Raw genomic sequence first — 23,573 nt, 5'->3', positions numbered from 1 at the left:
AAACTCAGCTGATCGCCTCGCCGGCGGGAGCGGGGGTCTCCGCGTCGGCCCGGTGCGCGCGGATCTTGTGGCCGACGCTGGTCAGGCAGCGGCCGCTGGACAGGTCGAACTTCCACCCGTGCAGCTGGCAGGTGAGCTGGTCGCCGTCCACGATCCCGAAGCGGCTCAGGTCCGCCTTGAGGTGCGGGCAGCGGCGCTGCACCACCCAGCCGTCGAGGGTGATGTCCTCGGCGTCGACGGCCCGCTCGTGCTCGTCGTACCAGCCCTCGGCGTACTGGAGCCGCTCCTCGGAGAGGCACTTGAAGAACGCGTAGACGAACTCGTTGTACTGCCCGATCCGGGCGGCGGAGAAGCGGCAGGAGAGGAAGAGGGAGTTGACCCAGTCCACCTCGCCGATGTGCAGCAGGTGCTCGACCAGCGCCCGCTCGGTGCGGAACCGGTAGCGGACCTTCTCGTCCGCGTACGGCCGGACCTCCTTGCCCGGGAAGTCCACCACGATCGACTCGATCGTCTCCCCGCCTGAGCTGTCGGTGCCGACCAGGTCGAAGCGGACCGGCCCGCCGACCCCCTTGGCCAGGTAGATCGACTCGTCCAGCAGCGGCTCGATCCGGCGCTTCATCTCGCCGAGCACGTCCACCTCGGGGTGCCGCCAGGACGCCTTCTCCGCCTCGATGACCGGCCGCTTGCGTTCCCGCATCTCCTCCAGGTGCGCGACCTTGTTCGCGAAGAACTCCTCCACCGGCACCGGGTGGACGGTCTCGCAGCTCTCGGTGGTGATCTCGGCGACGCTGCCCGGGAGCAGCACGATGCCGTTGGTGCCGCCGACCTTCGCGTACTCGCTGAGGAAGACCGACTGGTCGGGGAAGATGTTGCCCTCGTCGCCGTGGATGTCGTTGAACTGCCACAGCTCGTCGTCGAGGAAGCAGGGCGGGCCGGCGATCGGGAAGACGTGGTCGGCCTTCAGGTCGTCGATGTAGCGCCAGGTACGGTCGAACTGCCGGTCCCGCTTCTGCTTGCCGAACGCTGTCTTCGCCGCCTGCGGCAGCTCGTAGACCATCGGGTACCAGATCGCGCCGGAGAACTGGAGCATGTGCGCGTGCACGTGGCCCAGCTCGGCGAAGACGCTCAGGTCGGTGGGGCGGGCGTCATTCTGGTTGAGCAGCCGGACCCCGTCGTACTCCACCCACAGCGACGAGTCGCCGATCGGGCCGTCGGTCGGGCTGGTCAGCGCCTGGATCATGACCTTCAGGCCGCCGTCCAGCTCGACGACCTGCTCGTTCGGCGCCTTCAGGAACTTCGTGAAGCCCAACTCCCGCAGCTCGTCCTCCATCTCGGAGGTGGGGAACGCGGGCAGCAGCACGGTGGCCGACTTCGACACGAAGTTCTTCAGGTGCGCCGCGTCGAAGTGGTCCCGGTGCAGGTGGGAGACGTAGAGGTAGTCGACGTCGCCGAGGGTCTCCCAGTCGAGCTGGGAGTTGTCCGGAAACGGGAACCACGACGCGAAATAGGCCGGGTTGACCCACGGGTCGCACAGGATGCTGCCCGCGGCCGTGTCGATCCGCATGCTGGCGTGTCCCGTACCGGTCACTCGCACCGCAGTTCCCCCTCGAAGACAAACAAAAGGTGTACGTCCGAAACGCTACCGGAGGCAGTCTGGCGAGCGACCCGCGACGCCGGTAGTGCCGTTACGCCCGACACCGCCGGGACCTTGGACCCACCCGGCCGTACGCGAGGGCCGTTCGGGCCGGCGCCCGGCCGTCGGCGCGGATCGTGCGGTCCGCCCCATCCGACCGGACCCAGCGCCGAGCCTGGCACGGGGCGTGCCAGACTAACCGGAGATCCGATCGCGAGGGAAGGACCGACAGTGGCAGGAAGCGAGCCGGTAACGTCGCCAGACCAGCACAAGCCGGGGCACCGCAAGTCCGGGCGAATCGGCGCGGTCCTCTCCGCGCTGGTGCTGCTGGCGATGCTCTGCGGCAACCACGAGGGCAGGGTCGAGGACATCTGGCTGATCGGCCTGGCCGTCCTGCTGCTGGTCATCGTCATCGGCGACACCGTGCTGCGGCGCAACGGCCTGCGGTCCTGACCGCACCCCGTCAGCCGGCGTCGAGCCGGTCCGCGCACCGGAGACGACACGCACGAGGGCCCGCCCCCGACCGGGGAAGCGGGCCCTCGTCGTACGCGGGTCAGCGGCGGAACAGGATGTCCTGCACGTCCTTGAGCGCGGCGTCGACCTCGGCCTCGAAGTAGCCGCCGGGCACCAGCCCGAAGCGCAGCGTGTCCAGTTCCTTCGGGTTCACCGGCATCGGGTTGCGCCCCTGCATGCCGCCGAGCAGGGTCTCGAAGAACCGGTCGACCTGGTCCGGGTCGTACCCGCTGCCGAACCGGCGCACCTGGAAGCTGCGGCGGATCTGGTCGACGCGGTAGAGGTCGCTGCCGGGCGGGCCGGCCATCGGCGGGCCGGCCACCGGCGGCGGGCCACCGACCGGCGGGCCACCAACCGGCGGGCCACCAACCGGAGGACCACCGACCGGCGGGCCGGCCACCGGCGGCGGGCCGCCGAAGCCCTGCTGCGGGGGCGGCCCGGCCGGGCCCCGGCCCCGCAGGTCGCGCAACTCCCGCTCGGGCATCCGGATCTCGGCGGTCATGTCGGTGCGCCCGTGCCGGCCGGCCTCGAAGCCGTCGAAGCGCGGCTCGTCGCCGTAGCCGCCCGGACCGTCGCCGTAGCCACCGGGGCCGTCGCCGTAACCACCGGGGCCGTAGCCACCCGGACCGTCACCGTAGCCGCCGGGGCCGTCACCGTAGCCACCCGGACCGTCGCCGTAGCCACCGGAGCCGGCGGGCAGGCCGCGCGGGGGCGGGCCGCCGTGGCCCATCGGCGCGCCCGGACCCATCGGGCCGGGGCCGCCCGGGCCGCGGGGCGGCTCGTAGCCACCCCGGGGGCCGTCGTAGCCCCCGGCGAAGGCGCCGGTCGGCTCGTCGTAGCGGCCGTAGCGGTCGGCGGACGGGCCGGCCTGGGCGGGCATCGGCCGGGGCGGCATCGGCTGCGGACCGGGAGGCATGCCGCGATCGTCGCGCATCGGCGGCCCCATCTGGTCCGGCGGGCCGAACCGGTCCGGCGGGCCCATCCGATCCGGCGGCCCCATCTGGTCCGGCAGGCCGAACCGGTCCGGCGGGCCCATCCGATCCGGCGGGCCCATCCGATCCGGCGGGCCCATCCGATCCGGCGGCCCCATCCGATCCGGCGGCCCCATCTGGTCCGGCGGGCCGAACCGGTCCGGCGGGCCCATCCGATCCGGCGGCCCCATCTGGTCCGGCGGGCCGAACCGATCCGGCGGGCCCATCTGGTCCGGCGGGCCCATCCGATCCGGGGGGCCCAGCCGATCGCCGGCCCGGGGGTCGCCGCCGCGGCCACCGACGCCGCCGCGCTCCTCCAACTCGGCCAGCTGCCGCTCGACCCGGTCCAGGTGCAGGTCGACCTGCCACTCGTCGTAGCCGTTGAAGCGGACCCGGAAGACGACGTCGTGGACCTCCTGGGAGGCCACGGGGGCGCCGACCGGCTGACCGTCGAGCGTCGCCTCGACCCGGTCCAGGAAGGCGTCGACCTCGTCGACCTTGTATCCCCGGCGGAGCGCCTTACGCCGGAAACGCTGACCCTGACTCGCCACTATGTCTCCTGGTCTCGTTCGCTACGCCCGGTCACGCAGTCTCCCCGGTCCGGTCGGTGTCCCTGTTGTCGACGGCGGCGGCGAGCTGCCCACACGCTCCGTCGATCTCGCGACCCCGGGTGTCCCGCACCGTCGTCGACACCCCGGCCTCACGCAACCGCCGGACGAACTCCCGCTCGACCGGCTTCGGGCTGGCGTCCCACCGGCTGCCCGGAGTCGGATTGAGCGGGATGAGGTTCACGTGGGCCAGCTTCCCGGCCAGCAGCCGCCCGAGCAGATCGGCTCTCCACGGCTGGTCGTTCACGTCCTTGATCATCGCGTACTCGATCGACACGCGGCGCCCCGTCGTTGCCGCGTAGTCCCACGCTGCGTCCAGCACCTCGGACACCTTCCAGCGCTGGTTGACCGGCACGAGTTCGTCGCGCAGCTCATCATCGGGGGCGTGTAGCGACAACGCAAGGGTCACCGAGAGGTCTTCGCTGGCCAGTCGGCGGATGGCCGGCACGAGGCCGACCGTGGAGACGGTGATGTGACGCTGCGACAGCCCCAGCCCCTCCGGCGCCGGTGCGACGAGCCGGCGGATCGCCGCGATCACCCGGGAGTAGTTGGCCAGCGGCTCGCCCATACCCATGAAGACGACGTGCGACAGGCGGGGCGGCGAGCCTGCCACCGCGCCGGAGGCGGCCACGCCGGCCAGGTAGACCGCCTGGTCGACGATCTCGGCGGTGGACAGGTTGCGGGTCAGCCCGGCCTGGCCGGTGGCGCAGAACGGGCAGGCCATGCCGCAGCCGGCCTGGCTGGAGATGCAGACGGTGACCCGGTCCGGGTAGCCCATCAGCACGCTCTCCACCAGCGAGCCGTCGTGCAGGCGCCAGAGCGCCTTGCGGGTCGCGCCGTCGTCGCAGGCCAGCTCGCGGACCGGGGTGAGCAGGCGCGGCAGGAGCTGGTCGGCGAGCCTGTCCCGGGCGGCGGCCGGGAGGTCGGTCATCTGCGCGGGATCGCGTACCAGGCGACCGAAGTAGTGGGTGGAGACCTGCTTGGCGCGGAACGCCGGCTCCCCCAGCTCGGCGACCAGCGCGCGGCGGCCGGCGAGGTCGAGGTCGGCGAGGTGACGGGGAGGCATCGCGGGCCGGCGCCCGGGGGCGTCGGGGTCTGCGGGGATCAGGGGCAGGCTCGTCATGGCGGGTCCAGTCTGTCACGCCGGACGGCCGACGCACCTGTCCGGAGGTGCCGAATCGCCCCCCGCCGCCCGGCCGGGGCCCGCGACGGCCGGTGATTCACGCCTCACTCCAGCACCGGGACGAAGACCGCCAGCAGCAGGTACGCGGTCGGCAGCGCGAAGAGGATCGAGTCGAGCCGATCCATCAGGCCGCCGTGCCCGGGGAGCAGGTTGCTCATGTCCTTGACCCCGAGGTCCCGCTTGATCATGGACTCGGCGAGGTCACCGAGGACGGCCGCACCGGAGACCGCCAGCCCGAAGAGCGCGCCCCACCACGGGGCCACGTCGAGAAGCAACCAGAGCAGCAGGGCGCTGCCCAGCGCTGCGGCCGTGACCGAGCCGGCGAAGCCCTCCCAGGACTTCTTCGGGCTCACCGAGGGGGCCATCGGATGCTTGCCGAAGCTGACGCCGGCGGCGTACCCGCCGGTGTCGGAGAGCACCACCGCGACCAGCGTCACGAGCACCCGCAGGTGGCCGTCGTCCGGCGCCGCCGCCAGCAGCGCGGCGAACCCGCCGAGGAACGGCACGTACACGGCGATCAGGGTGGCGGCGGTCAGGTCGCGCTGGAAGCCGCGCGGCCCGTCGCCGAGCCGCCAGACCATCGTCCCGAGCACGGTGACCAGCAGGCCGAGGCTGAGCGCGTCGGGACCGGCGAACCAGGCCAGCCCGACGGTGAGCACCCCGCCGGCAATCAGGGGCACCAGCGGCGGGTGGGCACCGCTGCGGCGCACCGCCCGGGCCATCTCCCAGCTGCCGACCGCGACCGCGCCGGCCACCACCAGCAGGAAGGCGGGCCGGTAGAAGAACAGCGGGACCACGATCAGGGCGCCGAGGGCCACGCCGACCGCGATGGCGGCCGGCAGGTTGCGCCCGGCCCGACTCGATGCGGGCTGCTGCGTCGGGGGCCGGTCGACGCTGGCCCGGCGTCGGCCGGGCTGCCGCCGGCCCGGGGCCCGCGCGGGCTCCGGCTCCGGCTCGGCGTCCCGCACCGGTTCCAGTTGGGTCGTCGGGTACTCGGAGTCGTCCGGGTGGTGACCGTTCGTCCCGGCCGGGGGGTCGTACGGGGCACGGTCCGCACTCCCCGGCTCGGAGTGGGCGTCGACCTGTGGGCGGGCGCGGGTGTGCGGCTCGGCGTACACGTCAGGGGCGACGCCGGGCCGGCGGTGCCACTGGCCGGGCTCCATCTCGGGCTCCGGCCAGGGCAGGGCAGGGGCGGGGCGGTCGGGGCGGTCCCAGCCGCGGGGCTCGGCGCTGCCGTAGGGGTCGAGGTGGGACATCACGCACCTAACGGGCCCGGCACGAGATCCACCGCATGACGCACAACCACAACCATTCCCCTACCCGCGCGACTGTTCCGTCCGGTTGACCCGCCCGACGGCCGGCCGATCCCCACCGTTCACCGCAGGGTGGCCGGGAATCGTGCCGAGCCTACTGCACCCGTCGTGTCCCCACGCCGGACCGTGTCCCGCGCCCGCCCCCGGGCGGCGGGCGCAACGACGATGGCACCGGACCCCGCCACCCGGGTGCGGGCGGCGGCGCCGGTGCCACGGTGTCGTCGTCGCCGGTGGTGACCGGCGTACGGTCTCACACCTCGAGGAGCTCGTTCTCCTTGTGCTTCACCAGCTCGTCGACGGCGGCGACGTAGCGCTGGGTCAGGTCGTCGAGCTCCTTCTCCGCGCGCCGGCCGTCGTCCTCGCCGACCTCGCCGTCCTTGACGAGCCGGTCGAGCTCCTCCTTGCCCTTGCGACGGATGTTGCGGATGGCCACCTTGGCCTCCTCACCCTTGTGCCGGGCGACCTTGATCATGTCGCGGCGGCGCTCCTCGGTCATCTGCGGGAGCAGGATGCGGAGCTGGTTGCCCTCGTTGTTCGGGTTCGCGCCGAGGTCGGAGTCGCGGATCGCCTTCTCCATGGCGTTGATCTGCGAGTTGTCGTACGGCTTGATGATCACCATGCGCGGCTCGGGCACGCCGATGGACGCCATCTGGGGCAGCGGGGTGGGGCTGCCGTAGTAGTCAATGATGATCTTGGAGAACATGGCGGCGTTGGCGCGACCGGTGCGGATCGCGCCGAACTCCTCCTTGGCGTGCTCGATCGCACGCTCCATCTTCTCCTCGGCCTCGAGGAGGGTGTCGTCGATCACCGGTCTCCTCGCCTCCTTCTTGTGCTCGTCGTGGCTTGTCGTGTCGGAGGAACCGCTGAACGCGGTCGCGAGACCCGCTCAGGCGGTGATCAGGGTGCCGATCTTTTCGCCACCCACGGCCCGGATGATGGTGTCGTCGCCCTGCGCGCCGAAGACCAGCATCGGCAGGCCGTTCTCCATGCACAGGCTGAACGCGGCGGCGTCCGCGACCCGCAGGTTGCGGCGCAGCACCTCGGAGAAGGTGATCGAGTCGAACTTGCTGGCGGTCGGGTCGACCCGCGGGTCGGCGGTGTAGACGCCGTCCACGCCGTTCTTGCTCATCAGCACCACGTCGGCGCGGATCTCCAGGGCGCGCTGGGCGGCCACCGTGTCGGTGGAGAAGTACGGCATGCCGGCGCCCGCGCCGAAGATCACCACGCGCCCCTTCTCCAGGTGCCGGATGGCGCGCAGCGGGATGTAGGGCTCAGCGACCTGGGCCATCGTGATCGCGCTCTGCACGCGCGTCTCGACGCCCTCCTTCTCCAGGAAGTCCTGCAGCGCGAGGCAGTTCATCACGGTGCCGAGCATGCCCATGTAGTCGGCCCGAGCCCGGTCCATGCCGCGCTTCTGCAGCTCGGCGCCCCGGAAGAAGTTGCCGCCGCCGACCACCACCGAGACCTGCACACCGCGGCGCACCACGGTGGCGATCTGCCGGGCGACGGCCTGCACCACGTCCGGGTCCACGCCGACCGCGCCCCCGCCGAACACCTCGCCGGAGAGCTTCAGCACCACCCGTCGGGCCCGGCCGGGGGGCGGCGCCGTCGGATCGTCCGCCGCCAGACTCCGGTTACTCACAACCTGCGTCATCCGCCCCGCCCTTCCCCATGCGCACGTCCCGTACGCCGCGTACCGCGAAACTGCCGTAGCCGACCCTATGTGACAAGGAGGCCGCGGTGCCTGTCACGTACACCGGCGGCCTCCTCGTCGACGTTTACCCTTCCCGCGGGCGCACGACGCGCCCCGGGGCGGCTCAGGCCTGGCCGACCTCGAACCGCACGAAACGGGTGACCTCGATGCCGGCCTCGGCCAGCATCTGCTTCACCGTCTTCTTGTTGTCGGCGACCGACGCCTGCTCGACCAGGACGTAGTCCTTGAAGAAGGCGTTCACCCGACCCTCGACGATCTTCGGCAGGGCCGCCTCGGGCTTGTTCTCCTCGCGGGCGGTCTGCTCGGCGATGCGCCGCTCGGACTCGACGACGTCGGCCGGCACCTCGTCACGGGTGAGGTACTTCGGCCGCATCGCGGCGATCTGCATGGCGACGGCACGCGCGTCGGCGTCGCCGGCCTCGTCGGTCTTGCCCGCGTACTGCACGAGCACGCCGACCGCCGGGGGCAGGTCCTGGCTCTTGCGGTGCAGGTAGACGGCGGTGGTGCCGTCGAGCTTGGCGAACCGGTTGAGGACCAGCTTCTCGCCGATCTTGGCGGACTGCTCCTGGACCAGGTCGGCGACGGTCTTGCCGTCCAGCTCGGTGGCGAGCAGCTCCTCGGCGGTGCCGACGCCGCTGCGCTCGCCGTGCTCGACCAGCCGCTGGGCCAGCTCGATGAAGGCGTCGGTCTTGGCGACGAAGTCGGTCTCGCAGTTGAGCTCGAGCAGCGCCTGGCCGGAGTGGGCGATCAGACCGTTGGCGGCCGTGCGGCCGGCCCGCTTGCCGACGTCCTTGGCGCCCTTGACGCGCAGGATCTCGACGGCCTTGTCGAAGTCGCCCTCGGCCTCGGTCAGCGCCTTCTTGCAGTCCATCATGCCGGCGCCGGTGAGGTCGCGGAGCTTCTTGACGTCCGCGGCGGTGAAGTTGGACATGGCTCTCTCTTCGGTGTTGAGACTGCGGGTGGGTTGGTCCTGGTGTCGGTTACCCGGATCCGGGCGCGACGTGCCCGGCGTACCGGCCGCTCCCCGCCGTCCGAAAAAACGGACGGCGGGGAAGCGGCGGCGCGGTCACTCCGCGGCGGCGGTCGCCGGCTGCTCGGCCGGCTGCCCCTGCTGCTCGTCGGCCTTCTTCGGCTCCTCGAGCAGCTCGCGCTCCCACTCGGCCAGCGGCTCGTCGGAGGCCACACCCGGCTCCGGCTTCTCGTCGGTGCCCCGACGACGGCCGGAGCGGGCGATCAGGCCGTCGGCGACGGCGGCGGCCACGACCTTGGTCAGCAGCTCCGCCGAGCGGATCGCGTCGTCGTTACCCGGGATCGGGAAGTCGACCTCGTCCGGGTCGCAGTTGGTGTCGAGCACCGCGATCACCGGGATGCCCAGCTTGCGGGCCTCGTCGACGGCGATGTGCTCCTTCTTGGTGTCGACCACCCAGATCGCGGCCGGGAGCTTCTGCATGTCCCGCAGACCGCCGAGGGTGCGGGTCAGCTTGTCCTTCTCGCGGGAGAGCTGCAGGGTCTCCTTCTTGGTGTAACCGGCGGCCGTGCCGCTCAGGTCACCCAGGGCCTCCAGCTCCTTCATCCGCTGCAGCCGCTTGTACACCGTCTGGAAGTTGGTCAGCATGCCGCCGAGCCAGCGGTGGTTGACGTACGGCTGGCCGACCCGGGTCGCCTGCTCGGCGATGGCCTCCTGGGCCTGCTTCTTGGTGCCGACGAAGAGGATGCTGCCACCCTCGGCGACGGTCCCGCGCACGAAGTCGTAGGCCTTCTCGATGTAGTCGAGGGTCTGGCGCAGGTCGATGATGTAGATACCGTTGCGCTCGGTGAAGATGAAGCGCTTCATCTTCGGGTTCCAGCGTCGGGTCTGGTGCCCGAAGTGGACACCGCTCTCCAGCAGCTGGCGCATGGTCACGACGGCCATGGTGGGTACTCCTTGCGTCCCTGGTTGTCCCGCCCGGCCGGCGGCCGGGCGTCCTGGCGCCCGGTCGCCGGCCATGACGGGCCCGACCAAGATCGGGACCAGGGAGGCCGTCGCCCCACGACGACTCGTGGAGAGGGCGCGCGAGGTCGACCGCACGAGGCGGTCGCCAGTCGACCAGTGTACGCCCCTTCCCCGCCGCCGCCGCTGCGGGTGGCGGGAAGGGGTCAGAACGCCCATTTCCGGCACCGACCGCACCCTCATCGCCGGCGCTCGCCGGGCGACCGCAGCTCGGGCCGCCCGTCAGGCCGTGGGGGCGGCGGCCCGCCGGACGGTCCACGGCCGGGACGGCGTCAGGCCGGGACGGCGACCGCCGGGACGGCGTCAGCTCGGGGGTGGCGGCCCGCCGGGCGATCGCCGGCTCGGGCCGGCGTCAGCCGACCGCGAGGGCGGCGGCGACGAACAGCACCAGACCCACGGTCAGGTAGGCCGTCGGCGGGCGCAGCCAGCCCCGGCTCCCCTCCGCCAGCGACAACCCGCCGGTACGCAGCCCGTACAGGCCGATCGCGAAGATCGGCAGGCCGCAGACCAGGAAGGTGCCGGCCACGACGTCGGCGGCCGAGACCGGGTCGCCGGTCACGCCGCCGAGCAGCACCCGCAGCGCGGGGACCTCGAACACCGCGACCAGCAGGGTGAAGAGCGCGGCCAGCGCGGGCCGGCGGGTCCGGTAGACCCCGTCGCCCGCCGGCGGGGCCGGGTGCGGGCCGACCACCGGCGGATAGACCGGCACCTCCCCGGGCGGCATGTCGCCACGGGGGCCGATCGGCGGCATCGGCCCGGTCGGCAGCTCCAGCGGGTTCGGCGTCCCGACCGCCGGCTGGGGCGCGACGACCGGCGACTCCGGCGGGTTCGCGGACTCGACCCCCCGATGGGGCTCGACGATCGGATAGCCGCCCAGCGGGGCCGGGCGGGTCGGCTCGTCGGCCCGCTCGACCGGACCGGCACCGGCCAGCGCGTCGACGCCCGACGTCGAGACCGCGTCCCGCGACTCCCTCGCCTCCCGCGCCGCACGCCGACCCGGCCGGTCGGCCGGCAGCTCACCGGAGAACTCCGGGTCCGGCTCGGCGCGTCGGACGCGGCTCGCCCGGAATCCCTCGGTCTCCGCCCGGTCGTCCCCGAGCGGCGGCACCGCGACGAGTCGTCCCAAGTCACTCTCGGCGCCGCCGAACCGCCCGGACGCCGGCTCGACCGCCGCGAACCGGCCGGAATCCGGCTCGACCACCGCGAAGCGGCCCGAGTCCGGCTCGACCGCCCCGAAGCGACCGGAATCCAGGTCGGCCGCTGCGAAGCGACCCGAGTCCTCCGGGCCGCCGAAGTGCGCCCGGTCGGCATCGACGGCGCCGAAGCGTCCGGAGGCGGGCTCGGTCGTCGTACCGAAACGGCCCGGCTCACCGCGCCGGCCGGTCGCGGCCTCGCCGTGGCGGCCGTCCTCTGCGGCGCGGCGCTGCTCGGGGGTGCTCAGCTCGTCGTCCCGGTGCCGGGTCTCGGCCGGTCCGCGCCAGTCCGGCTCCCCGTAGCCACGGTCGCGGTCTGCGGGATACCAGCGCGACTCCTGATCTTCGGCAAAGCTCCGTCGTCCGTCCACGTCCGGCACCGTATGCGACGGGCTCCACGGGCGCCATTCGCCCCTCGGGCACCCGCCGCAGCCGAGCGGCCGGGCTCCGCAGGACGGCGGTCCAGGGGGCAGTGCGACGGCGGTCAGGGGCGGGAATCCGCGAGCCGGTCCAGCTCCGCGACGAGCTGCGCGCGCAGCTCGCCGTGTGCGGGCCCGAGGGCGTACGCCGGATCGCGCCACACCTGCGTCGGATACCGGTAGACCGGTCCCTGCCGCAGCTCGGCCGGCTCCCAGTCGTACCCGGGGCGCACGTGCGCGTGCAGGAAGGCGTCGAGGTTGCCGAGGATCTCGTAGTTGATCCGCCGGGACCCCGGGTCCCGCCGGGCGCAGACCCGGGCCACCGCCTCGCCGAGCAGGTCCATGTCCGCCAGGAACGCCAGTCGCCGCTCCCTGGGCAGGTCGGTCAGCCGGTCGACCGACGGGTCGTCCGTGATCAGCACGCAGTATCCCGGGAGGTGCTGGTTGTCGCCGATCACGGCGAACCCGGCGGAGAGCCGGCGGAGGACGGTGGGATTCTCGCCACGCAGGGCCGCGCGGACCCGGTCGCTCCGCCAGTCGACGCTCATCCGTCGCACGCTAGCGGACGGCCGGGTATCCGAGGGTCTTACGCCGACCGCCTCGGTACCGTCGCGCCGCCGAGGCGGCGAGGCGGCGAGGCGGCGAGGCGGCGAGGCGGCGAGGCGGCGAGGCGGGCCCGCCGGCAGCAGCACGAACTCCTCGGACCGGCCGCGCCCGCGGCCGTCCACATAGCACAGCACGGGCATGATCGTCCGCTCGTCCACAACCCGTCCGCCTGTCCACAGGTCGGCGACGGGGGGCGGCGGAACCCCGCCCGGGCCGGGCACCGTGCCGGCATGACGAAGCGGAACCAGGCGGTCGGCGCGTACGGCGAGCGGTGCGCCGTACGGCACCTGATCGGGGCGGGGCTGCGCCCCGTCGCCCGGAATTGGCGCTGCCCGGCCGGGGAGATCGACATCATCGCCTGGGACGGGCCGGTGCTCGCCTTCTGCGAGGTGAAGACCCGCCGCTCGGACGAGTTCGGCCCGCCGGCCGAGGCCGTCGTACCGGCCAAGGCCCGCCGGTTGCGCGGGCTCGCCGCCCGGTGGCTGGCCGACACCGGCACCACCGCGGACGAGGTGCGCTTCGACGTGATCTCGGTACGCCTCACCGGCGCCGGCGCCGCCCGGGTCGAGCACCTCAAGGGCGCGTTCTGAGATGGCCGGGCACAGCGGCCGGATCTCCGATGGCCTGGGGCGGGTGGCGGCGTGAGCTACGCGAAGGTGCTCTGCGTGGGCCTGGTCGGCGTCACCGGGCACCTGGTGGAGGTCGAGGCCGACCTGGCGGCCGGTCTGCCGGCCGTCGTCATCTCGGGGCTGCCGGACACCGCCCTGCACGAGGCCCGGGACCGGGTCCGCGCGGCGGTGGTCAACTCCGGGCAGCGGTGGCCCAACCGCCGGATCACGCTCAACCTGCTGCCCGCCGACCTGCCCAAGTTCGGCTCGGCGTTCGACCTGGCGATCGCGGTGGCCCTGCTGGGCGGCTCGGGCGAGCTGCCGCTGCTGCCGCTGGAGCGCGTGGCGGTCCTCGGCGAGTTGGGCCTCGACGGCACCGTCCGACCGGTGCGCGGCGTACTGCCGATGGTCGCCGCGGCCGCCCGGGCCGGCGTCGAGCGGGTGATCGTCCCGGCCGACAACGCCGCCGAGGCGGCGGTCGTCCCCGGGGTCCGGGTCCGGGCGGTCGACACGCTGCACCGGCTGGTCAGCTTCGTCCGTGACGGCACACCCCTGATCGAGCCGGAGGCGGGCGGCCCGGCACCGGCCGGCGACGGGCCCGACCTGGCCGAGGTCGCCGGGCAGGGGCTGGGCCGGCGGGCGCTGGAGGTGGCCGCGGCGGGCGGGCACCACCTGGCGCTGCTCGGGCCGCCGGGCGCCGGCAAGACCATGCTCGCCGAGCGCCTCCCGTCGATCCTGCCCGAGCTGGACGACGAGGCCGCCCTGGAGGTCACCGCCCTGCACTCGATCGCCGGGCTGCTCCCGCCGGGCGGCCGGTTGCTGCGCCGCCCGCCGTTCCAGGCGCCGCACCACACGGCGACGGTGCCGTCCCTGGTCGGCGGCGGTTCGGGGCTGGCGCGTCCCGGCGCGATCTCGCTCGCCCACCGCGGGGTGCTCTTCCTCGACGAGGCGCCCGAGTTCAGCCGGGGCGCGCTGGAGGCGCTGCGCCAGCCGCTGGAGAACGGCCGGGTCCGGCTGGCCCGCAGCCGCGGCGGCGCCGAATACCCGGCCCGTACGCAACTCGTGCTGGCGGCCAACCCGTGCCCGTGCGCGAAGCCGGCCGGGGACGCGTACTGCGAGTGCCCGCCGCAGGCCCGCCGGCGCTATCTCAGCCGGCTGTCCGGTCCCCTGCTGGACCGGATCGACGTGCAGGTGAAGCTGCCACCCGTCCGGGCGGCGGAGCTGATGGAGGCCACCATGGACAGCGAGTCGTCGGCCATCGTCGCCCGGCGGGTGGCAGCCGCCCGGGAGGCCGCAGCCGCACGCTGGGCGGTCCTCGGCCGCCGGCTCAACGCGGAGATACCCGGGCCGTACCTGCGTCGACCGCCCTGGCGACTGCCCGGGCCCGACACCGCCGAGCTGCGGGCGCGACTGGACTCTGGGGCGCTCTCCGCCCGGGGCTTCGACCGGATCATCCGCCTGGCCTGGACGATCGCGGACCTCGACGGCCGGGACCGGCCCGACCGGGAGGACGTCCGGGAGGCCATTCAACTGCGAACGGGGGACGGCACGTGAGCACCGACGAGGAGACGCTGGCCCGGGTGGCGCTGACCTGGCTCGCCGAGCCGGGCACCCGGTCGGTACACCGACTGGTCGACCGGCTCGGCCCGGCGGCCACACTCGACCTGCTGCTCGACGGGGGCGCGCCGGACGAGACGTTGCGGGCGACGGTGGCGGCGCGCACCGCTGCCGGGGACGCCCGGGCGGTCGCGGCCGAGGCGCTGGCCCACGGGGACCGCCTCGGGGCCCGGATCGTGGTCCCCGGCGACGACGAGTGGCCCGATCGGATCGACCAGTTGCGCGGGCTGCGGCTGCCGGGCGCGTACCGCCGGGTGGACACCGAGACCGCGCCGCCGCTCTGCTTCTGGGTACGCGGCTCGTGGCCGCTCGCGGAGGCGCTCGACCGCTCCGTCGCGGTCGTCGGCGCCCGGGCCGCCACCGGGTACGGCACGCACGTCGCCACCGAACTCGGCTACGGGCTCGCCGACCGGGACTGGACCGTCGTCTCCGGTGGCGCCTTCGGCATCGACGCGGCGGCCCACCGGGGCGCGCTCAACGCCGGGGGCATCACGGTGGCCGTGCTCGCCTGCGGCGTGGACCGTCCCTACCCGATGGGCAACGCGGCGCTGTTCGACCGGATCGCCGACACCGGGCTGCTGGTCAGCGAGTGGATCCCGGGGGCCGACCCGCTGCGTCCCCGGTTCCTCATCCGCAACCGGGTGATCGCGGCGGGGACCCTCGGCACCGTGCTGGTGGAGGCGGCGGCGCGCAGCGGCGCCACCCAGACCACGCACCGGGCACTCGCCCTGACGAAACCGGGGATGGTGGTGCCGGGCCCGGTCACGTCGGCGATGTCGGTGGGCACGCACGAGCTGCTGCGCGACTACCCGAAGGCCCGGCTGGTCACCGGGGTCGCCCAGGTGCTGGAGGAGGTCGGGCGGATCGGCGAGCTGGCGCCGGTGCCGCGCGGCCCACAGCGGCCGGTCGACCAGCTCGACGACGACGCCCGGTCGATCGTCGAGGCGCTGCCCCGCCGGGGCGCCGTGGGGGTGGACGTCCTCGCCGCCCGGGCCGGCGTCGCCGTCCGCACCGCCCTGCGCAAACTGTCGATGCTGGAGGAGCTGGCCCTGGTGGTCCAGCGCGCGGACGGGTACGCCCTCGCGCCGCCGGCCGGCGCGGGTCGGGCCGGCCAGGGGCGGCGCGGTCACGACCAGCCGCCGCACGCAGGCGGGCGGACGGGCGAGGAGGCCCGACGCTGAACGGGCCGCCAGCCCGGTCAGTCCCCCTCGAAGCGGATCTCCATGTCGCGGTCCGGTCGGCAGTGCCGCGCCAACAGGTCCAGGCGGCGCACGTGCGTCACCTCGGGCGTCGTCCGGGCCACCTCGGCGAGGCGACCCAGCTCGGCGAGGAGCTGCGGGGCCTGGTCGGCGGGGACCACCAGCTGACCGACGGGGTCGATCCGCTCCAACATCGGGGTACGCCCGGTGCCGCGGACCCGCTCGACGAGATCCAGCAGCACGTCGTCGGGATCGGGCAGCACCTCGGCCGGCACGAGGCGGCGCCGGCCCGAGCCCGCCCCGACCACCCGGTAGAGGACGACGTCGACCCCCATGGCCGGCCCCCCTTCGTCGAGCATCGTCCGTCGCGTGGCGACGACCTGCGCTCACCCGTTGGTACGACAAGTCTGCGCGCACCGGCCGCGGTAATCCATCGCCCCGCCCGGACGGCTGGGACAGCAGCGGCTCCCGTCGGGGCCGCGCCGGCTTTCGCCCCGGCGTCGCATCGGGGCCGCCCCGGTCGGTCCGGCCGATCGCGCCCGCCCTGCGGCCCGGCGCCCCGGTCGGTCCGGCCGATCGCGCCCGCCCTGCGGCCCGGCGCCCCGCCGGGGCGGGTGGACCGGGCGCGTGGTCGTCGGGTCCCGTCGACCGTAGGCTGACGCTGTGCCAGAGGATCCGCCACCGCCGGCCTGCACGAGGGTCGCGCCCTGCCGGCCGCGCCGCCCACGGTGCCGGCGGCCGGCCACGGGGAGCGGAACTGTTCACCGGGGCTGGCGGCGAAGCGGGGCGTCGCGGTGAGCCGGGAGCCGGCCGGCACCCGGGCGACGCACGAGGCGCTCCCGTCGGCGATGCGCGAGGCGGTGGACGAATTCGCCGGGCACCTGGCCGGGGTGCGCAACCGGTCCGCGCACACGGTCCGGGCGTATGTCGGCGACGTGGTGTCGCTGCTGGACCACGCGCGCCGGATGGGCTGCGCCGAACTGGTGGAACTGGACCTGACGGTGCTGCGCAGCTGGCTGGCGAAGCAGCGGACGATGGGCGCCGCGCGGACGTCGCTCGCCCGCCGGTCGGCCTCGGCGCGGGCGTTCAGCGCCTGGGCGCACCGGTCCGGGCTGCTTCCCACCGACGTGGCGGGTGCGCTGGCCAGCCCCCGCGCCCACCGGGACCTGCCGTCCGTTCTCCGTGCCGACCAGGCCGCCGCGCTGGTCGAGGCGCCCGGCCGGTCCGCCCCGGGCGCGCCGACGCCGCCGGGCACCGTCGCCGGCTCACGGCCCCGGGTCCTGGCGCCGGGCGAACGCCTGACCGATCCGGGCAGTGCTTCCGGGCCGACGGAGACGCACACGCCGGACGAAGCCGCGACGGCACACACGCCGGACGGAGCCGCGACGGCACACACGGCGGACGGAGCTGCGGCGGCGCACGCGGCGGACGGAGCTGCGGCCGGGCGGGCGGCGGACGGCACCGCCAAGGCCAGCGCCGCGAGCGGGGCCACGGCGGACGGGGCCACGGCGGACGGTACCGCCGAGGCCGTGGTGCTGCGGGACAGGGCGCTGCTGGAGCTGCTCTACGGCACGGGCGTACGGATCAGCGAGGCGTGCGGCCTCGACATCGCCGACGTCGACCACGCGCGGCGGGTCGTGCGGGTGTTCGGCAAGGGCGGCCGGGAGCGCGCGGTCCCGTACGGGGTGCCGGCGCAGCGGGCGCTCGACGAGTGGCTGCGGCACGGCCGCCCCGCACTGGCCGGACCGCACTCCCGGGAGGCGCTGCTGATCGGTGCCCGCGGCGGGCGGCTCAACCCGACGATGGCCCGACGGATCGTCAGCGGGTACGCCGAGGCTGCCGGGCTGCCCCCGGTCAGCCCGCACGGGCTGCGGCACTCGGCGGCGACCCACCTGCTTGAGGGCGGCGCCGACCTGCGGGCGGTGCAGGAGCTGCTGGGGCACTCGTCCCTCGCGAGCACGCAGATCTACACCCACGTGTCGGTGGAGCGGCTCCGCGCGGCCTACCGCCAGGCCCACCCCCGCGCCTGACCGGTGGGAGGGAGCTGGACGGCCATGCCCGACCGTCGCGGCGATGGCCCGGCCGCCGAAATGCTGGCCGGTGTGGTCGCCTGGCAGCTACAGGCGGAGCACCACGGACGCGAGCCGAGCTGGCGGTCGCCGACGTCGGTTCTCAGGACCGGCGCGGCGACGAGCCCGGGCCGTCCGGGGCAGAGCCGCGGAGCAGCACGTGCGGCGGCCGGCCCAGGTCCAGACACATCCGCACGTCGTCGTAGCGCTCGTCGCCCACCTCGATGACGTTCGGCAGCCGGCCCCATTCACGGAACCCGAGCCGCTCGTAGAGCTCGATGGCTCCGTGGTTGTTGCCGCGTACGCCCAGCGCGAGGGTCTCGATGCCGGCCTTGCGGGCGTCGTCGATGAGCGCCCCGGTGACCAGCCTGCCGATGCCTCGGCCGCGGGCGGCCGGGTGCGCGGTGATCTTCTCCAGGTCGGCGTAGTGGGCGAAGATCGGCTTCGGGCCGCGCCGCCACAGCCCGGTGCCCACGACCCGGGAGTCGAGCACGGCGAGGACCAGCGCGGCGTCGCCGGCCCCGACCAGGCTCAGCACCGCGTCCAGCCAGGCGTCGGTCTCGGCGCGGCCGGGCGGGACCGCGTACCCGATCGCGCCACCGTGCTCGGCCACCGCGTGCAGCACCCGGTGCACGTCGGCGCGGAGCTGTCGGTCGGCGGCGGTCGGCCAGCGCAGTTCCACGTGGGTGTCCACGATCCGCAATTCTGCGGGATCGAGCGGGGTCGACCGGCACGGGCACCCGGCGGAACGCCGACCGGAGATCCACCGGCCGCTACGATCACCAGGTGAGCGTCCCGCAGCCGCCAGAGCCGATCGCGGCAGCCCGCCTGCTCTTCTCGCTGGACCCGGCGGTCAGCCACCTCAACCACGGCTCGTTCGGCGCGGTCCCGGTCCCGGTGCAGCGGGCCCAACAGCGGCTGCGCGACGAGATGGAGGCCAACCCGCTGCGCTTCTTCACCCAGGGGCTGGTCGACCGGATCACGCACACCCGCCGTCATCTGGCCGGATTCCTGGGCGCCGACCCGGACGGCACCGCCCTGGTGCCGAATGCCACCACCGGCGTGGCGGTGGTGCTCCAGTCGCTCGGCCTGCGCCCCGGCGACGAGGTGCTCACGACCGACCACGGCTACGGCGCGGTCGGCCTCTCCATCGCCCGCGAGTGCCGCCGTACGGGGGCGGTCACCCGGGCGCTGCGGGTGCCGCTGGCCGCCACCGACGAGGAGGTCGTCGAGATCGTCCGCGCGGGGCTGCGCCCCGGCCGGACCCGGCTGCTCGTGGTGGACCAGCTCACCTCGGCCACCGCCCGGCTCTTCCCGGTCGCCGCCGTCGTCGGGGTGGCCCGGGAGCACGGGATACCGGTCCTGGTCGACGCCGCGCACGCCCCGGGCATGCTGCCGACCCCGGTCGGTGGCATCGGCGCCGACTTCTGGGTGGGCAACCTGCACAAGTGGGCGTACGCGCCGCGCGGCAGCGCCGTGCTGGTGGTCGCGCCGCCGTGGCGGGAGCGCATCGAGCCGCTGGTCGTCTCGTGGGAGCAGGAGTCGGGGTTCCCCGGTCGGGTCGAGTGGGCGGCGACGCAGGACTACACCGGCTGGCTGGCCGCACCAGTGGGCTTGTTCACGCTGCGCAGCCTCGGCGTCGACCGGGTACGGGCGCACAACGCCGCGCTGGTGGCGTACGGCCAGCGGGTGGTCGGGGACGCGCTGGGGGTGGCCCCCGCCGACCTGCCGAACCCCGGCGGGCCCGGGGTCGCCATGCGGATCGTCCCGCTGCCGGCGGGCCTGGGCGCCACGTTCGACGCGGCGCGGGCATTGCGGGCACGCATCGCCGAGCGGCTCGCCACGGAGGTGGCCGTCATGGCCTGGAACGGGCGGGGCTGGCTGCGGCTGTGCGCGCAGGTCTACAACACCGCCGACGAGTACGAGCGCCTCTCGGTGCGGCTTCCCCCGCTGCTCGCCCAGCGTTGAGCCACCGCCGCCCCACCGCCGCCCGCCCGACACCGGCTGTCCCGGTCCGCCGGTTGCCGGCGGCGGGTCGGTGCCGGCGCCGTCGAGCGGCAGCAGCCGCACCGGGCCGAGGCCGAGCAGCGCCAGCGGGTCGAGGTAATCCGTGCCGCGCCGCAACCCCCAGTGCAGGCAGGCCGGGGCGGGGCAGCCGGGGTGGCCGGGGAGCAGCACGCCCAGCGGCGCCCCGGCGGTGAGCCGGGCGCCGGGGCGGACCGTCGGTGACACCGGCTCGTAGGTGGTGCGTAGTCCGTCGGCGTGCCCGACGCTGACGACCGGGCGGCCGGCGACCAGGCCGGCGAAGAGGACCGTGCCGGCACCGGCGGACCGCACGGCGGCGCCCGGCGCGGCGGCCAGGTCGACGCCCCGGTGGCCGGGCAGCCACGGCTGCGGCGGCGGGTCGAACCGGCGGACCGGGCGGGGCACGCCGTCGAGCGGCCACCGGAACCGCGCGGCCCCGGGTGTCGGGGCCTCGGGCGACGGCGGAAGGTCGGGTGCCACGGCCGCCGCCGCCCCGACCGGCGCCGGACCCGGCCCCGTGGCGGGCACGGCGGCCGGCCCGAGGGACAGCAGGGCGGCGCAGAGCGCGGCGACGCCGGTACGGGTTGCTGGTCGCATGGGGCGCAGCCTGCTCGGCGCGCGTCCCGCCCCGCCACCCCGGATGCCCGCCCCTGTGGACAACGGGTCTCCTGTGGACGGCCGCCGGAACCCCGACGTAATCTGCTATGTGCCGGCTCGACCGACGCGCTCTTCCCCCGTCACCACCGCCACGAGGGCATCCTCCGGCCGGCGGAGCCGACGCCTAGGCTGGGCCGGTGACGCGGGACTGGTACGCCTGGCACGACGACTACGAGGACCCTGGCTCGGCGCTGTCCCGCCGGCTCGCCGAGGTGCGGCTGCGGGTCGGGCAGGCGCTCGACGCGGCCCCGCCCGGCCCGCTGCGGGCGGTCAGCCTCTGCGCCGGGCAGGGACGCGACCTGATCCCCGTGCTGGCGGCCCACCCCCGCCGGGACGACGTGACGGCCCGGTTGGTGGAGATGGATCCCCGCAACGCGGAGGTGGCCCGGTCCGCCGCCCGCGCGGCGGGCCTGTCGGCGGTGGAGGTGGTGGTGGGCGACGCGGCGCGCACCGACGCGTACACGGATCTCGCCCCGGCCGACCTGGTGCTGGTCTGCGGGGTGTTCGGCAACGTCAGCGAGGCGGACATCCGCGCCACGGTGCGGCACTGCGCGGCGCTCTGCGCGACCGGCGGCACGGTGTTCTGGACCCGGCACCGGCGCAGCACCGACCTCGTGCCGACCATCTGTGGGTGGTTCACCCAGGAGGGCTTCGCGCCGGTGGCGGTGAGCAGCCCGGCGGACGGCGTGGGCGTGGGCGTGCACCGGTTCCTGGGCGAGCCCCGTCCACTCCCGACCGGGGTGACGATGTTCGAGTTCGTCGACTGAGACCGGCCACACTGGACGACCAGGTCAGTGACGAGTTCGCCCGGCGTCGGGTCGAGGTCGTGGTGCTGCCCCGGCGACCACCGGACCGACGGCAGGGACCGCGCCGGGATCACGTCAGGGCGCGGGTGCGGGACGAGCGAGGGCTGCCGTGGCGGGTGGGGGCGCCGACGGGCCGGGCGCCCGGTGGTCGCGGCCTCCGGGCGGGACGTGGGCGGTGGGTCAGCCGCCGAAGCCGGAGTCGGCGGGGAGGGAGATGTCGGGCTTCTCCAGCTCCTCGACGTTGACATCCTTGAAGGTCATCACCCGGACGTTCTTCACGAACCGGGCGGGACGGTACATGTCCCACACCCAGGCGTCGTGCATCTCGACCTCGAAGTAAACCTCGCCGTCGGAGTTGCGGACGTGCAGGTCCACCTGGTTGGCCAGGTAGAACCGGCGCTCGGTCTCCACCACGTAGGAGAACTGGCGGACAATGTCGCGGTACTCCCGGTAGAGCTGCAGCTCCATCTCGGTCTCGTACTTTTCGAGATCTTCCGCGCTCATCGCACTCCGCCTTCCATGACCACATCTTCCCCCACCGACGCCGGAGGCCGAGGCTGCTCGCCCAACGCCACGCCGACGGTACCCCCTGCCGGCCCGGAGCGCTCCATCGGCTCGTCCGGCCTTGCGCCCACCGGGCGACGTGCCCTGGGTGGGGCGCCGTCCCGCCCGGACACCACCGCCACGTTGACGTACGAGAACCGGTGCTCCCGGCACGGCCCCCGCTCCCGCAGCGCCGCGCTGTGCTCCGGCGTGATGTAACCCTTGTGCTCGGCGAACCCGTAGCCGGGGAACGTCCCGTCCAACTCGACCATGATCCGGTCCCGGGTCACCTTGGCGAGCACACTGGCCGCCGCCACGCAGGCGGCCACCCGGTCGCCCTTCCACACCGCCAGCCCCGGCACGTCGAGGCCGTCCACCCCGAAGCCGTCGGTCAGCACGTATTCCGGGCGGGTGGCCAGCGAGGCGAGGGCGCGACGCATCGCGGCCAGGTTGCACACGTGCAGGCCCCGCTCGTCGACCTCCTCCGCCGGGATGACCACCACGGAGTACGCCAGGGCGCGGGCGACGACCTCATCGTAGACCCGCTCCCGGCTGGCCGGGGTGAGCAGCTTCGAGTCGGCCAGCCCGTCGATCTCGCCCCGGCGCCCCTCGGGCAGGATCGCGGCGGCGGCGACCAGCGGGCCGGCGCAGGCGCCGCGGCCTGCCTCGTCGGCCCCGGCGACGTGCCGGAAGCCGCGCCGCTGCAACGCCCGCTCCAGCGCGTAGAGCCCGCCCTCGCGGCGTACCACCGTGCGCGGCGGCGTCAGCACGGCACACCTCCGTCGGCCAGCGCCCGGCTCAGCACCGCCGGCAGGTCCGGCGGGTAGTAACGCTCGTCGGTGGCGGCCAGCTCGGCCAGCGGCCACCACCGGTGGGCGGCGACGCTGGCCCGCTCGATCTCGCTGAAGCCGGCGGTGTCGACCTCGTGATCCGCCACCCGCACCAGGAAGAACTCCTGCTCCTGCCGGTACCACACGCCGTCGAACGGGAACTCCGTGACGTCGCGGTGCACCGGCGCGCCGAACGCCGAGGCCGGCAGCCGCAGCCCCGTCTCCTCGGCCAACTCCCGCGCGGCGCCCTCGGCGTACGTCTCGCCGGGGTCCAGACCGCCACCGGGGGTGAACCACCAGCGGCCGTGCTCGGGACGGGCCGGGTCGGAGCCGCTGAAGAGCAGCACCCGACCCGCCGCGTCGACGAGCAGGACGCGGGCCGCACGCCGCGGGGTGTAGTCGGTCACCGCACCAGCCTGCCAGACGCCGCCGACAACGCCCACGCCCGGCGGCCCCTACGGCTCGGGAATGCCCTCGAACCCCTTCGGGACACTCAGCCAGGTGGCCCGGTTGACCGGCCAGAAGACGGTGAACGCCCGCCCGACGACCTCGTCCTCGGGGATGGTGGCCGTCGTGATGTCCTGCCCGGACTGCTGCCAGTGCTCCAGCGAGTCGCCGGACGCCTCGCGGTGGTCGCCCATCACCCAGAGCCGTCCCTCCGGGACGGTGATGTCGAACTCCTCGGCGGTCTTGTCCCCCGGGTAGATGTACGGCTCGTCCAGCGGCTTGCCGTTGATCACCAGCCGCTCCTGCGGGTCGCAGCAGACCACGTGGTCGCCGCCGACTCCGATGACCCGCTTGATGAAGTCCTCGCCGTCGGGGTTGCTGCTCCACTCCAGGGGAGCCTTGAAGACGATCACCTCGCCCCGGCGCGGCGACCGGAAGTCGTAGACCAGCTTGTTGACCAGCACCCGATCGTCGATCTGGAGGGTGTTCTCCATGGACGGGGAGGGGATGAAGAAGGTCTGCAGCACGAAGGCTCGCACCAGCACCGCGACCAGGATCGCCACGCCCAGGAGGATGGGCAGCTCCTTCCAGAAGGAACTGCGGGGCTTGTCGGTCTGCTCGTCAATCAC

General features: G+C 74.4%; 23 protein-coding genes and 1 pseudogene. 7 read left to right on the top strand and 17 right to left on the bottom strand.

Annotation, left to right across the window (positions count from 1 at the left end):
* Window positions 1–4: 4 nt before the first annotated feature.
* On the bottom strand, window positions 5–1,594 hold the full coding sequence (locus tag ACZ6Q9_RS07710) for a Rieske 2Fe-2S domain-containing protein (protein ID WP_396828283.1): 1,590 nt from the start codon (window positions 1,592–1,594) through the stop codon (window positions 5–7).
* Between the two features lie 270 nt (window positions 1,595–1,864).
* Here ACZ6Q9_RS07710 and ACZ6Q9_RS07705 point away from each other — a divergent pair, with 270 nt between their 5' ends.
* On the top strand, window positions 1,865–2,086 hold the full coding sequence (locus ACZ6Q9_RS07705; RefSeq protein ID WP_393266697.1) for a DUF2631 domain-containing protein: 222 nt from the start codon (window positions 1,865–1,867) through the stop codon (window positions 2,084–2,086).
* 100 nt (window positions 2,087–2,186) lie between these two features.
* Here the strand turns inward: ACZ6Q9_RS07705 and ACZ6Q9_RS07700 are convergent, their stop codons facing one another.
* From ACZ6Q9_RS07700 to ACZ6Q9_RS07660, 9 genes are all read right to left on the bottom strand, one after another.
* Entirely contained in the window at window positions 2,187–3,668 is a 1,482-nt protein-coding gene (locus ACZ6Q9_RS07700; protein WP_396828285.1) for a DivIVA domain-containing protein, read from the bottom strand.
* Between the two features lie 31 nt (window positions 3,669–3,699).
* Complete coding sequence (gene rlmN, locus ACZ6Q9_RS07695; RefSeq protein ID WP_357453331.1) at window positions 3,700–4,848, bottom strand: dual-specificity RNA methyltransferase RlmN; 1,149 nt, start codon at window positions 4,846–4,848, stop codon at window positions 3,700–3,702.
* 104 nt (window positions 4,849–4,952) lie between these two features.
* Complete coding sequence (locus tag ACZ6Q9_RS07690; protein ID WP_396828288.1) at window positions 4,953–6,164, bottom strand: phosphatidate cytidylyltransferase; 1,212 nt, start codon at window positions 6,162–6,164, stop codon at window positions 4,953–4,955.
* A gap of 307 nt (window positions 6,165–6,471) precedes the next feature.
* Window positions 6,472–7,029 (bottom strand): ribosome recycling factor, encoded by a 558-nt coding sequence (frr, locus tag ACZ6Q9_RS07685; RefSeq protein ID WP_091096739.1) that lies wholly within the window; start codon window positions 7,027–7,029, stop codon window positions 6,472–6,474.
* A gap of 78 nt (window positions 7,030–7,107) precedes the next feature.
* Window positions 7,108–7,875 carry a UMP kinase gene (pyrH, locus tag ACZ6Q9_RS07680; RefSeq protein WP_357453337.1) on the bottom strand — a complete coding sequence of 256 codons (768 nt, stop codon included), beginning with the start codon at window positions 7,873–7,875 and terminating at the stop codon, window positions 7,108–7,110.
* Window positions 7,876–8,038: 163 nt separating this feature from the next.
* Window positions 8,039–8,866 carry a translation elongation factor Ts gene (gene tsf, locus ACZ6Q9_RS07675; RefSeq protein WP_357695217.1) on the bottom strand — a complete coding sequence of 276 codons (828 nt, stop codon included), beginning with the start codon at window positions 8,864–8,866 and terminating at the stop codon, window positions 8,039–8,041.
* A gap of 135 nt (window positions 8,867–9,001) precedes the next feature.
* Window positions 9,002–9,847 (bottom strand): 30S ribosomal protein S2, encoded by an 846-nt coding sequence (gene rpsB, locus ACZ6Q9_RS07670; protein WP_350704894.1) that lies wholly within the window; start codon window positions 9,845–9,847, stop codon window positions 9,002–9,004.
* A gap of 430 nt (window positions 9,848–10,277) precedes the next feature.
* The gene (locus tag ACZ6Q9_RS07665; RefSeq protein ID WP_396828292.1) at window positions 10,278–11,498 is read right to left on the bottom strand and encodes a hypothetical protein; all 1,221 of its coding nucleotides are present in this window, start codon (window positions 11,496–11,498) and stop codon (window positions 10,278–10,280) included.
* Window positions 11,499–11,602: 104 nt separating this feature from the next.
* Window positions 11,603–12,085: a diadenosine tetraphosphate hydrolase gene (locus ACZ6Q9_RS07660; RefSeq protein ID WP_396828294.1), complete on the bottom strand. Its 483-nt coding sequence runs from the start codon at window positions 12,083–12,085 to the stop codon at window positions 11,603–11,605.
* Window positions 12,086–12,373: 288 nt separating this feature from the next.
* Here ACZ6Q9_RS07660 and ACZ6Q9_RS07655 point away from each other — a divergent pair, with 288 nt between their 5' ends.
* Genes ACZ6Q9_RS07655 through ACZ6Q9_RS07645 form a run of 3 tightly spaced genes read left to right on the top strand, consistent with a single transcriptional unit; the run spans window position 12,374 to window position 15,549 of the window.
* Window positions 12,374–12,733: a YraN family protein gene (locus tag ACZ6Q9_RS07655; protein ID WP_350704888.1), complete on the top strand. Its 360-nt coding sequence runs from the start codon at window positions 12,374–12,376 to the stop codon at window positions 12,731–12,733.
* A 51-nt stretch (window positions 12,734–12,784) separates the two neighbouring features.
* A complete protein-coding gene (locus ACZ6Q9_RS07650) occupies window positions 12,785–14,305 on the top strand; it encodes a YifB family Mg chelatase-like AAA ATPase (RefSeq protein ID WP_393451699.1) in 1,521 nt (506 codons plus the stop codon).
* A complete protein-coding gene (locus ACZ6Q9_RS07645) occupies window positions 14,302–15,549 on the top strand; it encodes a DNA-processing protein DprA (RefSeq protein WP_393266711.1) in 1,248 nt (415 codons plus the stop codon). The genes ACZ6Q9_RS07650 and ACZ6Q9_RS07645 overlap by 4 nt, the downstream gene beginning before the upstream one ends.
* Before the next feature lie 17 nt (window positions 15,550–15,566).
* Here ACZ6Q9_RS07645 and ACZ6Q9_RS07640 read toward each other — a convergent pair whose 3' ends face one another.
* Window positions 15,567–15,902, bottom strand: a complete 336-nt coding sequence (locus ACZ6Q9_RS07640; RefSeq protein ID WP_393451696.1) for a hypothetical protein — start codon at window positions 15,900–15,902, stop codon at window positions 15,567–15,569.
* A 513-nt stretch (window positions 15,903–16,415) separates the two neighbouring features.
* On the opposite strand from ACZ6Q9_RS07640, the gene ACZ6Q9_RS07635 reads away from it, so the two are divergent.
* Window positions 16,416–17,597, top strand: coding sequence for a tyrosine recombinase XerC (locus tag ACZ6Q9_RS07635; protein ID WP_396828429.1), 1,182 nt, complete (start codon window positions 16,416–16,418; stop codon window positions 17,595–17,597).
* Window positions 17,598–17,739: 142 nt separating this feature from the next.
* Here ACZ6Q9_RS07635 and ACZ6Q9_RS07630 read toward each other — a convergent pair whose 3' ends face one another.
* Complete coding sequence (locus ACZ6Q9_RS07630; protein WP_393295405.1) at window positions 17,740–18,330, bottom strand: GNAT family N-acetyltransferase; 591 nt, start codon at window positions 18,328–18,330, stop codon at window positions 17,740–17,742.
* A 92-nt stretch (window positions 18,331–18,422) separates the two neighbouring features.
* Here ACZ6Q9_RS07630 and ACZ6Q9_RS07625 point away from each other — a divergent pair, with 92 nt between their 5' ends.
* Complete coding sequence (locus tag ACZ6Q9_RS07625) at window positions 18,423–19,604, top strand: aminotransferase class V-fold PLP-dependent enzyme (RefSeq protein ID WP_393266720.1); 1,182 nt, start codon at window positions 18,423–18,425, stop codon at window positions 19,602–19,604.
* Window positions 19,605–19,682: 78 nt separating this feature from the next.
* Here ACZ6Q9_RS07625 and ACZ6Q9_RS07620 read toward each other — a convergent pair.
* Window positions 19,683–20,258: pseudogene (locus ACZ6Q9_RS07620) on the bottom strand (murein hydrolase activator EnvC family protein); the annotation flags it as partial.
* 197 nt (window positions 20,259–20,455) lie between these two features.
* On the opposite strand from ACZ6Q9_RS07620, the gene ACZ6Q9_RS07615 reads away from it, so the two are divergent.
* Window positions 20,456–21,085 carry a class I SAM-dependent methyltransferase gene (locus ACZ6Q9_RS07615; protein ID WP_396828298.1) on the top strand — a complete coding sequence of 210 codons (630 nt, stop codon included), beginning with the start codon at window positions 20,456–20,458 and terminating at the stop codon, window positions 21,083–21,085.
* A gap of 219 nt (window positions 21,086–21,304) precedes the next feature.
* Here ACZ6Q9_RS07615 and ACZ6Q9_RS07610 read toward each other — a convergent pair whose 3' ends face one another.
* The 4 genes from ACZ6Q9_RS07610 to lepB are packed head-to-tail and all read right to left on the bottom strand — an operon-like array spanning window position 21,305 to window position 23,573.
* Window positions 21,305–21,628, bottom strand: coding sequence for a DUF2469 domain-containing protein (locus ACZ6Q9_RS07610; RefSeq protein WP_007075222.1), 324 nt, complete (start codon window positions 21,626–21,628; stop codon window positions 21,305–21,307).
* Complete coding sequence (locus tag ACZ6Q9_RS07605) at window positions 21,625–22,437, bottom strand: ribonuclease HII (RefSeq protein ID WP_393451690.1); 813 nt, start codon at window positions 22,435–22,437, stop codon at window positions 21,625–21,627. The genes ACZ6Q9_RS07610 and ACZ6Q9_RS07605 overlap by 4 nt, the downstream gene beginning before the upstream one ends.
* Window positions 22,431–22,904: an NUDIX hydrolase gene (locus ACZ6Q9_RS07600; RefSeq protein ID WP_393451687.1), complete on the bottom strand. Its 474-nt coding sequence runs from the start codon at window positions 22,902–22,904 to the stop codon at window positions 22,431–22,433. Before ACZ6Q9_RS07600 ends, ACZ6Q9_RS07605 begins: the two co-directional genes overlap by 7 nt.
* 48 nt (window positions 22,905–22,952) lie before the next feature.
* Window positions 22,953–23,573, bottom strand: a complete 621-nt coding sequence (gene lepB / locus ACZ6Q9_RS07595) for a signal peptidase I (RefSeq protein ID WP_357453366.1) — start codon at window positions 23,571–23,573, stop codon at window positions 22,953–22,955.

It is taken from the genome of Micromonospora sp. NPDC049139 (genome assembly GCF_055586845.1).
This window is presented reverse-complemented; position numbering and strand designations above follow the sequence as displayed.

Excerpts from the sequence above, each read along its gene's own strand:
- ACZ6Q9_RS07655 (WP_350704888.1), top strand. The coding sequence starts at position 12,374 with ATGACGAAGCGGAACCAGGCGGTCGGCGCGTACGGCGAGCGGTGCGCC.
- ACZ6Q9_RS07610 (WP_007075222.1), bottom strand. The coding sequence starts at position 21,628 with ATGAGCGCGGAAGATCTCGAAAAGTACGAGACCGAGATGGAGCTGCAG.
- ACZ6Q9_RS07640 (WP_393451696.1), bottom strand. The coding sequence starts at position 15,902 with ATGGGGGTCGACGTCGTCCTCTACCGGGTGGTCGGGGCGGGCTCGGGC.
- tsf (WP_357695217.1), bottom strand. The coding sequence starts at position 8,866 with ATGTCCAACTTCACCGCCGCGGACGTCAAGAAGCTCCGCGACCTCACC.
- pyrH (WP_357453337.1), bottom strand. The coding sequence starts at position 7,875 with ATGACGCAGGTTGTGAGTAACCGGAGTCTGGCGGCGGACGATCCGACG.
- rpsB (WP_350704894.1), bottom strand. The coding sequence starts at position 9,847 with ATGGCCGTCGTGACCATGCGCCAGCTGCTGGAGAGCGGTGTCCACTTC.
- rlmN (WP_357453331.1), bottom strand. The coding sequence starts at position 4,848 with ATGACGAGCCTGCCCCTGATCCCCGCAGACCCCGACGCCCCCGGGCGC.
- ACZ6Q9_RS07690 (WP_396828288.1), bottom strand. The coding sequence starts at position 6,164 with ATGTCCCACCTCGACCCCTACGGCAGCGCCGAGCCCCGCGGCTGGGAC.
- ACZ6Q9_RS07660 (WP_396828294.1), bottom strand. The coding sequence starts at position 12,085 with ATGAGCGTCGACTGGCGGAGCGACCGGGTCCGCGCGGCCCTGCGTGGC.
- ACZ6Q9_RS07635 (WP_396828429.1), top strand. The coding sequence starts at position 16,416 with ATGCGCGAGGCGGTGGACGAATTCGCCGGGCACCTGGCCGGGGTGCGC.